Here is a 14844-nt window from a genome sequence, read left to right as displayed (position 1 = left end):
TAATTTAAAATCTATAATCTAAAATTTAAAAAAATATTATGATCAAAAAATTACACCATATCGTTTTATTCCTTTTCAGCACACTCTATTTGGCGCAGGTCGATGTGGTGTACAATGATCTGGTCTGGTCCGACGAATTTTCCACCAACGGAGCGGTTGACAATACCAAATGGTTTCATCAGACCCAATTACCAGTGGCAGGAGGTTGGTATAATAATGAGCAGCAACATTACACCAATCTCATCACCAATTCTTTCGCCAGCAACGGCGAACTGAATATTGTTGCTAAAAAAGAAACCTTTACAGATCAGGGGTATACCAAAAATTACACTTCGGCAAGATTAAATTCAAAATTCGCCTTTAAATACGGCAGAATAGACGTTCGGGCAAAAGTTCCGAAAAATCAGGGAACATGGCCTGCAATCTGGCTTTTAGGAAAAAATGTGAATGAACCGGGTGGTTATTTCGCTTCTACTTTTGGAAATGCCAATTGGCCGGCTTGCGGAGAAATCGATATGATGGAATACGGAATTTTCCCTTCTGCTCCTGATAACTTTATTCAAAGTACTTTGCATACTCCGTCTTCGTCAGGAAATTCTGTCAACCATGGCGGAATGTTGGCTTCATCGGATATTACCGCCAATTATCATATTTATTCGATGAACTGGTCGCCCAATCAAATAACATTTTTGTTGGATGGAGTAGCTTATTATACCTATAATCCTTCCGTAAAAAATGCATCGACCTGGCCTTTTGATAAAGAGCAGTATCTGCTGCTTAATATTGCAATGGGCGGAGTTGCAGGAACTATTCCTTCCACATTTACCAATGCCTCGATGATTATTGATTATGTAAGAGTATATCAGAATACCACTCCGGATACTGTTGCGCCCACTCAATTTACGGCAAATGTTGGAGCGGTAACCAGCGATTCTGTAGAATTATTACTGAATGCAACCGATAATTTTGGAGCAATTACCTATCAGATTTCGGGTGGTACGGCACAAACGGTTTACGGTACATCAGGAATACCGAAATCTGTGATAATTTCAGGTTTGAGTCCAACAACCAGCTATACATTTATGGTTTCAGCGAGCGATGCAGCAGGAAATACTGCGGTCAATAATCCCATCACGGTAAATGCAACCACTCTTTCCAATATCAATACCGCTTGCAGCGGAACCTCTACTTTAGCTTCGCAGGGAGCATTTTCTACCGGATACAAATACGACTTCCAAACCATTGGAACCGATGTGAAAATTACGTTTGAACTTTTAGATACTGATAAAACAGGTGTTGTAGCTTATTTATGGAAACAAACCCCTTTTACAGAAACCCCGATGACCAATGTTTCCGGAAAGAAATTTTCGGGTACCATTACAGGACAAACCGCGGGTTCTACAATTAATTATGCGGTGAAGTTTGCCTACGCAGGAGGAATGTCGGTGACCAAATATTATTCTTACGTAGTTGGTGATACATGCATTTCTCTGGGTGTTACAGATTTTTTTAAAGCCAAAGAACTGCTTTATCCCAATCCGGTTGAAAATAGCCTGAATCTGAAATTACCTGAAAACAAAAATACGGTTACACTTTATGATTTTTCAGGGAAGAAACTTTTTGAAAAAAATGTGGGGACGACTTTGGATTTAGATTTTAGTTCCTTTACAGCAGGTACTTATTTAATCAGAATTGAAAATTCCAAAGGAGCCAATACATATAAAATCGTAAAAAAATAAGACAAAAAATGATTCGCGATTTTTAAGAACATCATTTCTGAAAATTAAAGATCAACAATAATACTAATTTTTAAAACTTTATAAAGATGAAAAATTTATCTCTTTTTCTAATGCTTTTGGCATTTAGTTTTGGCTTTTCTCAGCCAACAACTAATGCACCTACACCTACAAAAGCCGCAGCGGATGTGATTTCCATATTCAGTGATGCCTATACGAATGTTGCTACGAACTATAATCCGAACTGGGGACAGTCCGGAAGTGTGAACACTTCTTTTCAAGCGGTTTCTGGCTCCGGAAACAATATTCTGGTGTATTCTAATTTTAATTATCAGGGAACAGATCTTACCACGCAGAATGCTGCGGCGATGGAATATCTTCACATTGATGTATGGACAAATACCGCAGGAGCCGTGCTTAAAGTTTCACCTATTAACAACGGAACTGGAGCCAGTGAATTTTTAGTTAATGTTCCTCTTACCAATGCAGGATGGAGCAGCGTGGATCTTCCAAAATCTGCATTCACGGGAATGACGTGGAATTCCGTTTTTCAGCTGAAATTTGACGGGCAGTCCGGAGCAAATCCTTCAACCATTTATCTGGACAATATCTATTTCTGGAAAAATCCGGTAAATCCGGCGGCAGATGCCACATTAAGCGATCTGAAAGTAAACGGAACCACTGTTACAGGCTTCAGCTCTGCCATTGTTTCTTACACTTTGGAATATCCGCAGGGAACAACTGCAGTTCCGCAGATCACGGCAGCTACAACCACCAATGCAAGTGCAACAAAAGTCATTACTCAGGCATCGGCAATTCCGGGTACGGCGACCGTTCTGGTAACTTCACAAAACGGATTGGTAACCAAAACATACACGGTAAATTATGTGGTTTCAGGACCTAATGTAGCGGCTCCGACTCCTCCTGCGCGGGCAGCGACAGACGTAATTTCCATGTTCAGCAATGCGTACACGAATATTCCGATTGATGCGTGGTCTGCGGTTTGGGATGATTCCAGTATTTCAGATATTCAGGTAGCAGGAAACGATACTAAAAAAATTATTTTTACCAATTTCTTAGGAGTGGATTTCAGCGGAGCCGGACATCATATCAATGCAACTAATTTCACCCATTTCCATATGGATATCTGGATCGATAACAGTGTGGATCTTGTAGGAAAAGTATTCAATCTCAAACTTTCACAATGGGGAGGAACTTCCGGTGAGGTTTCTGCTCTGGAACTTCCGTTGAATGCAGGAAGTACACCTGCTTTGGTAAAAGGACAATGGCTTTCCATAGATGTGCCGTTAAGCAGCTGGACGAATAATGCTGCAAGAAATGATATCGCCCAGTTTGTGATTACTTCCAATATCGGAACGGTTTATTTTGATAATCTCTATTTTCATAAAGCTACAGTTTTGGGAACCAATGAAGTTGCCATTTCCAAAAGCTTGAGAGTTTATCCTAATCCTGCGAATGTCGGTGAAACAATTACGGCAGAAAGTAAAGTGAAAACCGTCGAAGTGTATACTTTATCGGGACAAAAAGTAAAGAGTGAGAACTCAAACACAATATCCACACAAGGATTTGCTAAAGGAATGTATATTTTGAAAACCACGACAGATAAAGGGGAAGTTCAGTCTTCTAAAGTTATTGTGAAATAATTAAAACCATAATTAAATAATTAGACGTCCGTTAGCACAAACGGGCGTTTTTTTTCTTAAATTTTATCTATATTTGGAAGGATGCTAAAATATTTTTTCGCTTACATTTTATTGTTCCTGAGTCTTTTTTCAGATGCGCAGAGCATTTTGGAAAAAGGGATGCCTTTTGTTCAGAATTATCTGCCCGAAAATTATGGGAATCACGGTAAAATATGGGATGTTAAGTCGGCAAAAAACGGCATGATCTATATGGCTTCCGAAGACGGGCTTTTGGAGTTTGACGGTAAAATATGGAGCCATTTCAAGAGTTACCGAGGATATACAAGATCATTGTATATTGCCAATGATTCTACCATTTACGCCGGTGCGGATATGGATTTTGGGATCTGGAAAAGAAATAAATTCAGAAAATTCACTTTTACTTCGCTGTATCCTTTCAGAAAGAAAATAGGTGGGGTGAATGAGGAGTTTTGGGGAACGTATCAGATTAAAAATCAGATTGTTTTTGTCTCTCATCAGAATATTTATGTTGTCTTAAATAAAAAGCTCACCAAACTTTCAGCGAAGTCAAGATTTTCCAACAGTTTTTTTGTGAACGGAAGATTATTTCTTGCCGATGAAAAGAAAGGACTGTTTGAATATGACAGCTCACAGTTAAAGCTTATTTTTCCTTTTACAGATAATAATTCGTTAGACATCAGCGGTGTATTTATCAACGGCAATGCTTTACGGATCGTAACTAAAAACAAAGGGATTTTCGAATGGAATAATGGCAGACTTACCCCGCTGTCATTTGAAGTTTCTCCTTCTCTGATCAAAGGTAAAGTTTTCAGTTTTATCAATCTGGGAACTCAGTATTATGCTTTCGGAACCATACTCGACGGAATTTACATCACGGATCTGAATGGTAAAATCATTCAGCACATCAATAAAAGCAAAGGGCTGCCGAATAATACGGTTTTGTGTATGCATTACCAGAAAAACGGAAAACTTTGGTTAGGTCTGGATTATGGAATTTCTTCGGTAGATATTAAAAATGATATTTCTTATTTCTACAGTCAGGATGATGATTTCGGAACGGGTTACACAGCAGCTTTTAAAGACGATACTTTCTTTTTAGGTTCTAATCAGGGATTGTATTTTACAGATTGGAATGAAATGGGAAATCCGCGTTCCGGTACTTTTTTACAGATGATTGAAGGATCGGAAGGACAGGTTTGGATGCTTAAAAATATTGACGGAAATCTATACTGCGGTCACGACAAAGGCCTTTTCGTACTGGAGAAAAATAGTCTAAAAAAGATCAATAACGAATATGGCGTTTCTGCAATTACCCCTTTCAGGAAAGACTATGTTTTAACGGGGAATTATTCCGGAGTTTTTGTTTATAAAAAAGAAAATAATACGCTGAAATTCATTAAAAAGATGCATTTAATCGTAGGAGCGGTAAGCCAGATCGAAGTGGAAAACGACCATACAATCTGGATCAACATTCCTAATTACGGTATTCTGAGGACGACTGTAGATGATAATTTTAATCCGGTTAACCGTCAGATTTTTCCGGACAATAATTTTAAAGGAAATCTTCCTAATATTTACAGAATCCATCAGAAGATCAAAATATTCACAACTGCAGAACAGTATGATTTTAATAACCGGAACAATAAATTTTTTCCTGCTTCAGACAAAATACAGCTTCCGGTAATCAGCGGGAAACTTCCCGGCTTTTACATTCCGCAGAAAATATCCACAGACTACAATTTTTTTCCTGTATACAATGGCTTTGCTTTAGAAAAACTGAATCTTCAGAATAAAGAAAGATTCAGTTCCGGACTTATTTTCAGAAAAGCGGAAATGTTTAACAACACCGGAAATTTTGATCTGGAAAACCGGCAGCAGCTTCCTTATCGCTTTAATAATCTTCGCTTTGTATTTTCACTTCCTAATGAAGATGCGGTAGAATATTCATATTTTTTAGATGGATTTTCTAAAGATTGGTCTGTTTGGAATTCTGAAAATAAAATAGAGTTTCTTGGTCTTAAAGAAGGAACATACAGTCTTTTGGTAAAAGCTAAAATCGGAAAACAGATATCTGAAGTAAAAACATTTACCTTTAGAATCAATCCGCCTTGGTACAGAAGCCTGTATAGTTATGTTGCTTATCTTCTTATGATAGTGGGATTGTTTTATTTCCTCAAAAAATATCAGGAAAATAAACTCAAAAAACAAAAACTGGAACTCCTGAAAAAAGAGCAGAATGCACTCCGCGAGCAGGCAGAAAAGCACAGGCAGGAAATGATTCTTGAAAAGCAAAAGCAGCTTGAAAACGAGAAAAATAACCTCAAAGAAGAAATTAAAAGCAAGACCATAGAACTTGCCACCAAAGCCAAAGAGGATGAAGATAAAAACCGTCTTCTTTCCACCATCAACGAGAAAATACTTGAAATAGAGAATAACCCTAATATTTCTAAAATAAGACTCGGAGAAATCCGCAGAACCCTGAAAACCTATCTGGAAACAGACGATCACACTTTCGAAATCCAGATGGATGAGCTGCATCAGGAATTTTTTAAGGCAATGAGGAAGAAATTCCCGAATCTTTCCATCTACGACCTGCGTTTATGCGCATACCTTAAAATTGGTCTGAATTCTAAAGAAATGGCAGATATTTTTCAGGTTTTGCCTTCCAGTATCAATGTAAGCCGATCCAGACTGAGAAAAAAACTCGGACTGAAACCGGAAGATGATCTGTTCGATTTTCTTAATAATTTCGAATAGCTTTTCTAAGAAATCTGCTGACCAACATTCTGCCCATGATTAAATTTTTCTTCTGAATATCATTCAGAAGCTTTTTTCGTGTAATAATTCTTGAAATTTTATTAGGTTTATAATCAGTGGTTTATGGTCTTTTTTGTAAAAATTAATACTTTTTTTAAAAATTTTTCCAACGCTTTTCCATTTTTCTGCATCTATATAAATAGAGATGATTAGAAAGTACTTCGGATATACTGTAAAAGTAAATGAGGTAACCAACAAGTTCATGTGATTGTGGTTTTTTAAGAATTTGTTCAGGTTTTTTCCCGCAGATGAAGCAGATCAGTATTTAATTAAGGCTTATAAAACAATGATCTGAGATTTTAATCAATTTAATTAGATAAAAAATAGATTGTCAGTCTGCGGATTTTTTAGAAAAAAAGAGGGTTAAAACACAATAAAAATGTATGTGGAGGAGTTAAAGTAGTGATCGATGTATTATGAAGAAGATTGAGTTTGGAGCGTCTGCAGAAATGTGGACGCTTTTTTATTTTTAATTTTGTTGAATTAATTATGTAAGTTGTTTAGAGTAAAGATCTCTGCTCCTTTAAGAGCAGAGTCTGTGTAGAAATAAGAATAAGTCTATCAATCAATCCGTAGGATTGATATCTTATAATTCTTAATTAATTTTTCTAAAGATAGCGTTCCTACGTAACACCGAACGTAAGCCTAATATGATTCTGCACAGATAAAACTCCATAGAGTTTTTGGCATTTTCCTTTAAACAACTTTATGACTTGTTAATAAGCTTTCATTGATGAAACCATACAGAAACTTATTTTTATTTTAAAAAAGAATATCGGATTAAATGTCACAATTTTTTGTTAAATCATTAGAATTTTCTCTCGGTGAACAAAAATTATTTTTACTTTTGAAAGATTAACTCAGCAATACAAAATATGGTTACAGTTATAAAATCTGTTTTTGGCTTTATTTGTGCAATCGGTTGCATTAGTTCACCTTTAATAAAGGCTCAGACTTCCGTTCTTGTAAAAAATAATCTCAGTTTTGAACGAAATGAGGTGGTTTCAGTTCCTGTTTCCAGACTAAAATCATTTTTGGATAAAAATAAAGAAGCAGATGTAAGGATAAAAAACAGCAAAGGACAATTAGTAACCATTCAATGGATCGATAACGATGGAGACGGCAACAATGATGAGTTGCTTTTCATGGCGCACATTCAGGGAAAGTCTTCTGAGAATTATACTATGATAGCCGATGGAAAATCTCCGGTTCCCGAAAGTAAAGTAACCACTTATTCCAGACTGGTTCCGGAAAGAGTAGACGATTATGCCTGGGAAAATGAAAAAATTGCTTTCAGAATGTACGGTCCGAAAGGACAGAAAGAAGCTTTGGCAGGAGTAAAAGGAAGTACCCTTTCCAGCGGAGTCGATATCTGGCTGAAAAGAACAGAGCAGCCGGTTATCAATAAATGGTACAAAGGCTATTTAACCGATCCTATGTATTACCACAGAGATTCCAGAGGAGAAGGTTACGATCCCTATCACGTAGGAGACAGCCGCGGAACCGGAGGAATCGGAATCTGGAAAGACGGAAAACTACAGGTCTCACAGAATTTTGTTACCTCTAAAACCATTGCGGAAGGACCTTTAAGAACGGTTTTTGAGCTTACCTATAATTCATGGAGTGATTTTGGAGTAAAAGAAACCAAAAGAATTTCTTTAGATTTAGGTTCAAACTTTTCAAAATTCGAATCTACTTTTGAAGCTGAAAAAAAGGTTCCGAATTACACCATCGGAATTACCCTCCATAAAAACGAAGGAGAAACAAAACTTAACGACAAAGAAGGCTATTATCTTCATTGGGAAAAAATTGATGATGCCTTTGTAGGAGAGGGAATTGTGGTAACCCCCGAAATAATTGAAAAATCGCTGGCTTTTAAATCTGAAACTCCGGATCAGAGCAATTTACTGGTCATCACAAAACCTCAGAATAAACTTACCTATTATGCAGGATTCGCATGGCAGAAAAGCGGAGAAATTCAGACTCAAAAAGACTGGGAGAATCTGTTGAAAAAGCAGACGCAGATCATTGCAAGTCCTTTGCAGATAACTATTAAATAACATTATTAAGGATGAAAACAAAACTGTACATACTTGCTTTAAGCTGGGTTGCGGTAAATCTTTCTGCTCAGACAAAAGATACTTTAGCTGAAAAAATGCTTATCTATCAGCTTCCAATCGGAGGCTGGGGAAAACAGCTCGAAGATAAATCTGTCGTCAATTACAATCTGCCTCTCAGCAAGGAACTTTTAAGAAAAATAAAAGCAACAGGAGACGATCATGCAACCATTGACAACAATGCGACCTCAAGGGAGATTAATGCACTCATCAAAGCATATTCTGTCACCAAAAATCCGGAATATTTAAAATCAGCAGAAAAAGGTGTCAGCTATCTTTTGCTGATGCAGTATAAAAACAACGGAGGTTTTCCGCAGTATTATCCCAATAAAGGATTGTACAGAAAGCAGATTACGTATAATGACAACGCCATGATTAATGCTTTAACCGTTCTGTATAATGTTGCCGAAGGAAAAAACGGATTTGATGTAGTGGATCCAAAACTGAAAGAAAAATCAAAAAACGCCGTTCAGAAAGGAATAGAGTGTATTTTAAAAACGCAGGTTCTGCAAAAAAATATTCCGGCAATCTGGGGAGACCAGTACAACGAAGAAACCTTACAGCCGGATAAAGCCCGGGCTTTTGAACCTGTTTCTTTAGCTACCGCAGAATCTGTGGGAATTGTAAGGTTTTTAATGATGCAGCCAGTAACTCCGGAAATCGAAAAATCTGTAAAATCTGCCATAAAATGGTTCAGACAAAATAAAATTGAAGGCTATAGCTACAACGTTGCCAAAGTAAACGGAAAAACAGTACGTACTTTAACAGAAGATAAAAATTCTGTGATCTGGGCAAGATTTTATGATGTTAATAACAATAAACCTCTTTTTGGAGACCGCGACGGAAGCATAAAATATAATTATAACGAAGTTTCCGAAGAACGGAGAAACGGCTACAGCTGGTACGGAGATTATGCCGAAAAACTCCTTGCCAGAGAATATCCGAAATGGCTGGAAAAAAATAATATTTCTGATTTATAGTTAATTGCGGATCATGGAAGTTAGATAAGTTTAGTAAAAAAGATCAGAATCCAAGTTCTGCAGAAAAAAGCGGCTGTCCCGATCGGGACAGCCGCTTAAAGTATGAATAGTATTAAAAAATTGCTTTAGAAAGAATTACAGATATTCCCTGATAATGTTGCTCCCGCATTCGTCGTAACATTAGATTTTACTGAAGAAAGAGAAAGTGTATTAATGGTATATGGAGGCGTGAAAGCAGTTCCGCTTCCTGATGTATTACCCGTAACGTTGGTAAAAGTATTATTGGAAGTAACTGTTACTGCAGTCAATCCGCTCATCAGGCTAATAGGCTCATTTACATTTTCAAATACATTTCCGTCAACGCGGATATTTGCCTGAACTCCTGCTGCGATACATTTGTTGCTTACAGCACTGTTGAAATAGCTGTTCAGGATGTGGATTTTACCGTAACGCACTCTTGGCATACGCTCTCTGCATCCCGGAGCCCACCAGCAACGAACAAAAGTTACATTCAGTTTTCCGGCATCCGTAGTAGCACCATCGCTTGATCCGATGAGATTAGAAAATCTGTGGTCATCTGTTCCGCCGGGTCCTCCCGGTTTTGGCGCTTTCAGATAATTAAATTTGGTGTAAGAGACCGTAACAAAGTCAGATTTATTTTTAATATCAAAATTTCCGTCTACTCCGTCTCTGAATTCACAGTGATCGATCCATACATTTCGGCAGTCGTCCAGAATAGCATTGTCCCAGCCGTCTGTATCATAAGCTCCGGGACCTTCAAAGATTAGGTTTCTGATAATGATATTATTGCATCTTTTGATGTTGATGATTCCTGAACCGTCTTTGGTCTGATCCGTAGAAACCAGTTTCGCACCGCTTGTTCCGTAGATGGTTTTTCCTGTCTGATCCTGAAATGAAAGACGTGCTGAAACAGTAATCGTTCCGGTTACTTTAATCACTTTTACGGCTGAATTTTCGATAGCAGCTTTTAACTGGGCGTAGTTGGTAACGGTAGTTTCAGCGGCAGTTCCGCCTCCTGTAGTTCCGCCGTTTTGTGAAGCCCATCCCGGTGCAACACAATCGGCTAACGGAATTACCGCACTCGCAACCAGTTCACTTCTCATGTTCCGGTCACTGTTGTTTTCGGACAAATCGGATTTAATTTCTTCCTGTCCGCATCCGGTTAAGGCAAAAACCGAACAGAGAGCTGCCGTAGCAAAAGCAGCTTTAAATGTTTGTTTCATAGTAAGTAATTGTTTTTAATTATGATTAGGATTCAAAATTACAAATCCTTCAATTAAATAATTTATATTTTAACATATCTATATTTATATAATTATAATACTGATTATTTAATTTGGTTAATCGGTTGCATTTTATTTAATAAGTAAAATTTATTTACTTTTTAAATAACCTGAGTTTGGGATAAGTCTTCTTAAACGCAAGGTTAAACAAAGAGATTCAATTATCAAGAATTCCGCTTTTAAGATATACAAAGGCGTAAAACTTATGAAAGTAATACCATTTTTGTCTTTTTTAAATAAACGAAGTGCCTTTGTTTAGCTTACCAACTTTTTAATAAGTAAAAAAAATCTTTTGTTTTTCTTTGCGATAAATTAATATAATTCTATAAATCAATTATTTAAATTTATTTCTTATCCCGAACTGAAGTTAAATGATAAATAAAAATCCCAAAGACGATTCGGTATTACAGATCAAATCTGATGAACCGGAATATCTTCAGGAAAAAAATATTAGCTGTTTGGTAAATGTTTTATTTATCTGAAAAACAGATTGTTGTATTTGAGGTGAAAATTAAATCCCGAACTTGAATTTAGTCAGAAAACTCATCTTTAATAAAATCTTCTCTGAAAGGAGCAAACGCATCAATCAGTTTTCCTGCTTCGAGACATTTCACCCCATGAAAAATATTGGGTTGCGCAAAAAATCCGTCGCCTTTCTGTAAAATTTTCATTTCACCATCAACCGTAACTTCAAATTTTCCTTCCGCAATATATGTGATCTGAGAGTGAAAATGCTGATGCAAAGCACCAACAGCATCCTTTTCAAATTGTACAATCACCATCATGACTTGAGAATTATATCCTACAAGCTGTCTGGAAATGCCGCCTCCCAAATCTTCCCATTCAGAATTTCCATCGAAGAAAGGTTCTTTTTTGAATTTCATCTTATTACTTTTCAATTTTTATTAAACTATTATTACATCAAACCTGTCATTTCGAAGATGGAGAAATCTAATGTATTGATTGATTTTATATTGTTTTCGCGCAGGTTTTACTGATTGAGCAGATCTTTAAAATAATTTTAATATGCATAATCCGCATAATCAGCGGGATTTCTATTATTTAATATACTTTTCCAAGCCAATTTTCAAAGCTTTTAAACTTTTCGCGGCTAATTTTGCAACCGTTTCCGCTCCCAATCTGGACAAATGTGTGTCGTCTTCTTTTCCTTTGGGATAATACGGATCTTCGCCTTCTTTGTAATACAGATGAAGTTTTTTTGAATTTTCGGGGCCGTAAGAAATTTCCATCTGTTCAGTTAACAACTGCATATCCACAAAAGGAACTTTCAGATCATTGGCGATCATTCTCACAACCAGAGGATATTCCTTATGCGTATCGATCAGAACTCCGTTTTCGTTAAAATTTCTCCTTACAATAGAAGTCATCAGAACAGGAGTCGCCCCTTTTGCTCTGGCTTCATTCACATATCGTTCAAGATTCGCTCTGTATTGTGTGTAAGGATTGGTAAACTTCGTAGAATCTTTAATTTTCTGATCGTTATGACCAAACTGTATAATGACAAAATCTCCTTTTTTGAGTTGTTTTTCCACCTTATCCCATCGTCCTTCTGTTCTGAAACTTTTGGAACTTCTCCCATTCACCGCATGATTCTGAATTTCAATTCCGCTAATTAAAAACTGAGGCAAGACCTGTCCCCATCCATGTTCCGGATTTTTGTCCGGATTTTCTTTATTTGCCATGGTAGAATCTCCAATTAAGAAAAGAGTGGGTTTTTGCTGAGCCATAATTAAAGTTGAAGCTACTATGCTAAAGATTAAAAGTATTTTCTTCATTTTAAATAAATTTTTTAATTTATATTCTTTTGTCTTGGAAACAAAAGAATCAAAAGTTCAAGACTTGGAAACTTCCGCTAAAAATTATTTCTGTTCACTAAAAATCCTAAAACTCGCGCGAATTTGATGTTTGTCTTTTTATTCAGTATTTTGGTCGCGCTCAAACAATAGAATTTTCTTAACGTTCACAGAATTAATTTTCTAAACGCTCCATTTTCCTATGTCGATTTAGCGAATGGTAATCATTACTCATTATTAATTACTCATTACTTATGTTCAGGATTCCAGCCATCAAGAATTTTTTCTATGGTATAGTTTTTCAGATCTTTTTTTGTGAGCTGATGCGACCAGTTTACGCGTTTTGAAGTATTTCCGCCTTCTCCTTTGCTTCTGAATTCCGCGTAATAGGCTGTTTTTTCTTTATCAGGAAACATTTTGTCGCCTTTCCACGGATTCCAACCTTCTGGAAGGATATGTTTTCCCATTTCTGTATTGATGAAAACTGTTTTCGCGTAAGGTCTCCAAGGTCTGCCTAAATACACTTTGGTAATGCCTTCTTTCGCAGTTAAAGTACAGTCGAAGAATACAAAACCATACTTTCTGTCTGCTTCCGTTGCGGCGGCTGTGATGAACGAATCTGCTAAACTTTTAATCGTACAGTTCTTAAAAACAACGGTTGCCTGCCCGAAAATAAAATCAGTCGTTCCTTCGATCAGGCAGTTTTCAAAATATTGTCTGCTGTGATTGGTTGCAGAATAAACGGTGTCCTGACAACCTGAAATAATTGAATTTTTAATGATAAAACGGTCACCTTCCACATGAAGGGAAACCGCCTGTCCTTCATTGCAGGAAGTATTCTGAATCGTTATATTGCTGATTTTTATATCATCTCCCATCACCAATAACGTATAAGAATTAAACGTGGTCATCTTTTCATTGAAAGAATCGGGTTTTCCTGAAAAATCATCGTTGGTGATTATCGTATTGTCTTTATTTTCGCCTTCCAGCGTAATTTTATGTTTTGAAGAAGGAATCACCACTTTTTCATGATACGTTCCGGATTTTATCAAAATCAAAGCTTCTTCTGGTCCTAAATCTCTGATGGAATTAATAGCTTTCTGAATCGAGGTGAAATCTCCGCTTCCGTCTTTTGCAACGGTAATTTTGATGTACGGATCATTTCCTGCAAACAGAAAATTTGCCATCGAAATGAGAAGGATTAAAAATAATTTTTTCATAGTTTGAATTATTTTTTTGACGCAAAGATTTTTATAAAGCCTCATAATTTTTAGGGAGCAAAGGCAAATAAAATTAGCTTCGCCAAGCTATGACGATAACTTCATCAAATCAACTTGTTGATTCATCTTTGCTCCTTAAAATTTAACATATCTATTAATAAGAACTTTGCGTTTAAGATCACTATTTCAAAACTTTATCTAAAAAATCCAATGTCAAATTCAGTGTTTCCGTAAACCATGGTTCTGCTGACCAAAAGGAATGCGGTGTGTCTTTAATCTCATGAAACTCGGTCGGAATTTTATAACTCTTCAGTTTTTTCATCATATCATCTCTTCCGGCATGAAATCTTGGCTGCGAACTGTTGATGAAAAGAGTAGGAGAGGTATTTTTATCCACAAATTCTAAGGGAGAAGCGGCTGTCCAGTTTTTTAAATTGCTTTCCCTGTCTCCGTTCAGCCAATATGAGGCGTAAGTGCTTTCTTCCGCTTCGGGATGAATAAAAGAAACAATGCCGTCTACATTTACAATTGCCTGAATTTTATTTTTTGATTTTACACCCACCAAAGTGGCGATCTGCGCTCCGGCAGATTCTCCCAGAACCGCTATTTTTTTTCGGTCTAAAGAATATTTTTTACTGTTTTTCTTCAGCCATTCAATTCCGGTTTCGATGTCTTCCACTCCGGCAGGAAATTTCGCAACATCAGCCAGACGATAACCGATGGCAATCACCACATAACCTTTTGAAGCCAGTTCCATCGCCATGAATTTTTCGTTTTCCTTACTGCCTGAAATCCATCCGCCACCATGAACCATTGCAATTCCGGGATATTTTTTATTCTGATCTAAAGGATAATACACATCTGCTTTCAGAGAAATTCCGTTGATGTCTTTATATTCTGCGTCTTTATCAATTCTGATATTTTGAGGAACCGGACGGTCAATCGGAGTTACGAACGGATATTTTTTTTTCAATTTTTCGAATGTTCCTTCGTTGGTATAGGGAGTAGCATTCGGTCGATTTACCTGTCCGAATGCCATTGTCCCCATAAAAAAAATAGAAATATAAGTATGTTTTCGGTTAAAAATCATGTTGTCAAATTTTAAATTTTAAACCATTAAGGAGATTGAAGAGGTTAAGTTTTATTAAGAAAATCATTATGATTTTATTTT

Annotated in this window: 10 protein-coding genes; 5 read left to right on the top strand and 5 right to left on the bottom strand. The window is 36.7% G+C overall.

The window, feature by feature from the left end; translation table 11 throughout:
• The first annotated feature begins 38 nt into the window (after positions 1-38).
• From AC52CF_RS17020 to pelA, 5 genes are all read left to right on the top strand, one after another.
• Complete coding sequence (locus AC52CF_RS17020; protein ID WP_496517436.1) at positions 39-1739, top strand: family 16 glycosylhydrolase; 1701 nt, start codon at positions 39-41, stop codon at positions 1737-1739.
• Positions 1740-1825: 86 nt separating this feature from the next.
• Positions 1826-3400 carry a T9SS type A sorting domain-containing protein gene (locus tag AC52CF_RS17015; protein ID WP_496517435.1) on the top strand — a complete coding sequence of 525 codons (1575 nt, stop codon included), beginning with the start codon at positions 1826-1828 and terminating at the stop codon, positions 3398-3400.
• 81 nt (positions 3401-3481) lie between these two features.
• Positions 3482-6178 (top strand): helix-turn-helix and ligand-binding sensor domain-containing protein, encoded by a 2697-nt coding sequence (locus tag AC52CF_RS17010; RefSeq protein WP_496517434.1) that lies wholly within the window; start codon positions 3482-3484, stop codon positions 6176-6178.
• Positions 6179-7113: 935 nt separating this feature from the next.
• Positions 7114-8298, top strand: a complete 1185-nt coding sequence (locus AC52CF_RS17005) for a BT3233 family polysaccharide utilization protein (RefSeq protein WP_496517433.1) — start codon at positions 7114-7116, stop codon at positions 8296-8298.
• 11 nt (positions 8299-8309) lie between these two features.
• Entirely contained in the window at positions 8310-9335 is a 1026-nt protein-coding gene (gene pelA / locus AC52CF_RS17000) for a pectate lyase (RefSeq protein WP_496517432.1), read from the top strand.
• 125 nt (positions 9336-9460) lie between these two features.
• Here the strand turns inward: pelA and AC52CF_RS16995 are convergent, their stop codons facing one another.
• The 5 genes from AC52CF_RS16995 to AC52CF_RS16975 all read right to left on the bottom strand — a co-directional run bounded on the left by AC52CF_RS16995 (position 9461) and on the right by AC52CF_RS16975 (position 14763).
• Complete coding sequence (locus AC52CF_RS16995) at positions 9461-10579, bottom strand: pectate lyase family protein (RefSeq protein ID WP_496517431.1); 1119 nt, start codon at positions 10577-10579, stop codon at positions 9461-9463.
• 590 nt (positions 10580-11169) lie between these two features.
• On the bottom strand, positions 11170-11523 hold the full coding sequence (locus AC52CF_RS16990) for a cupin domain-containing protein (RefSeq protein WP_496517430.1): 354 nt from the start codon (positions 11521-11523) through the stop codon (positions 11170-11172).
• Between the two features lie 174 nt (positions 11524-11697).
• Positions 11698-12435, bottom strand: coding sequence for a rhamnogalacturonan acetylesterase (locus AC52CF_RS16985; RefSeq protein ID WP_496517429.1), 738 nt, complete (start codon positions 12433-12435; stop codon positions 11698-11700).
• Between the two features lie 266 nt (positions 12436-12701).
• Positions 12702-13673 (bottom strand): pectinesterase family protein, encoded by a 972-nt coding sequence (locus tag AC52CF_RS16980; RefSeq protein ID WP_496517428.1) that lies wholly within the window; start codon positions 13671-13673, stop codon positions 12702-12704.
• Between the two features lie 181 nt (positions 13674-13854).
• Positions 13855-14763, bottom strand: coding sequence for an alpha/beta hydrolase (locus AC52CF_RS16975; protein WP_496517427.1), 909 nt, complete (start codon positions 14761-14763; stop codon positions 13855-13857).
• Positions 14764-14844 lie beyond the last annotated feature (81 nt).

The organism is Chryseobacterium sp. 2P (assembly GCF_059579425.1).
The sequence above is the reverse complement of the archived record's forward strand: the minus strand, read 5'-3'. Positions and strand labels throughout refer to the sequence as shown.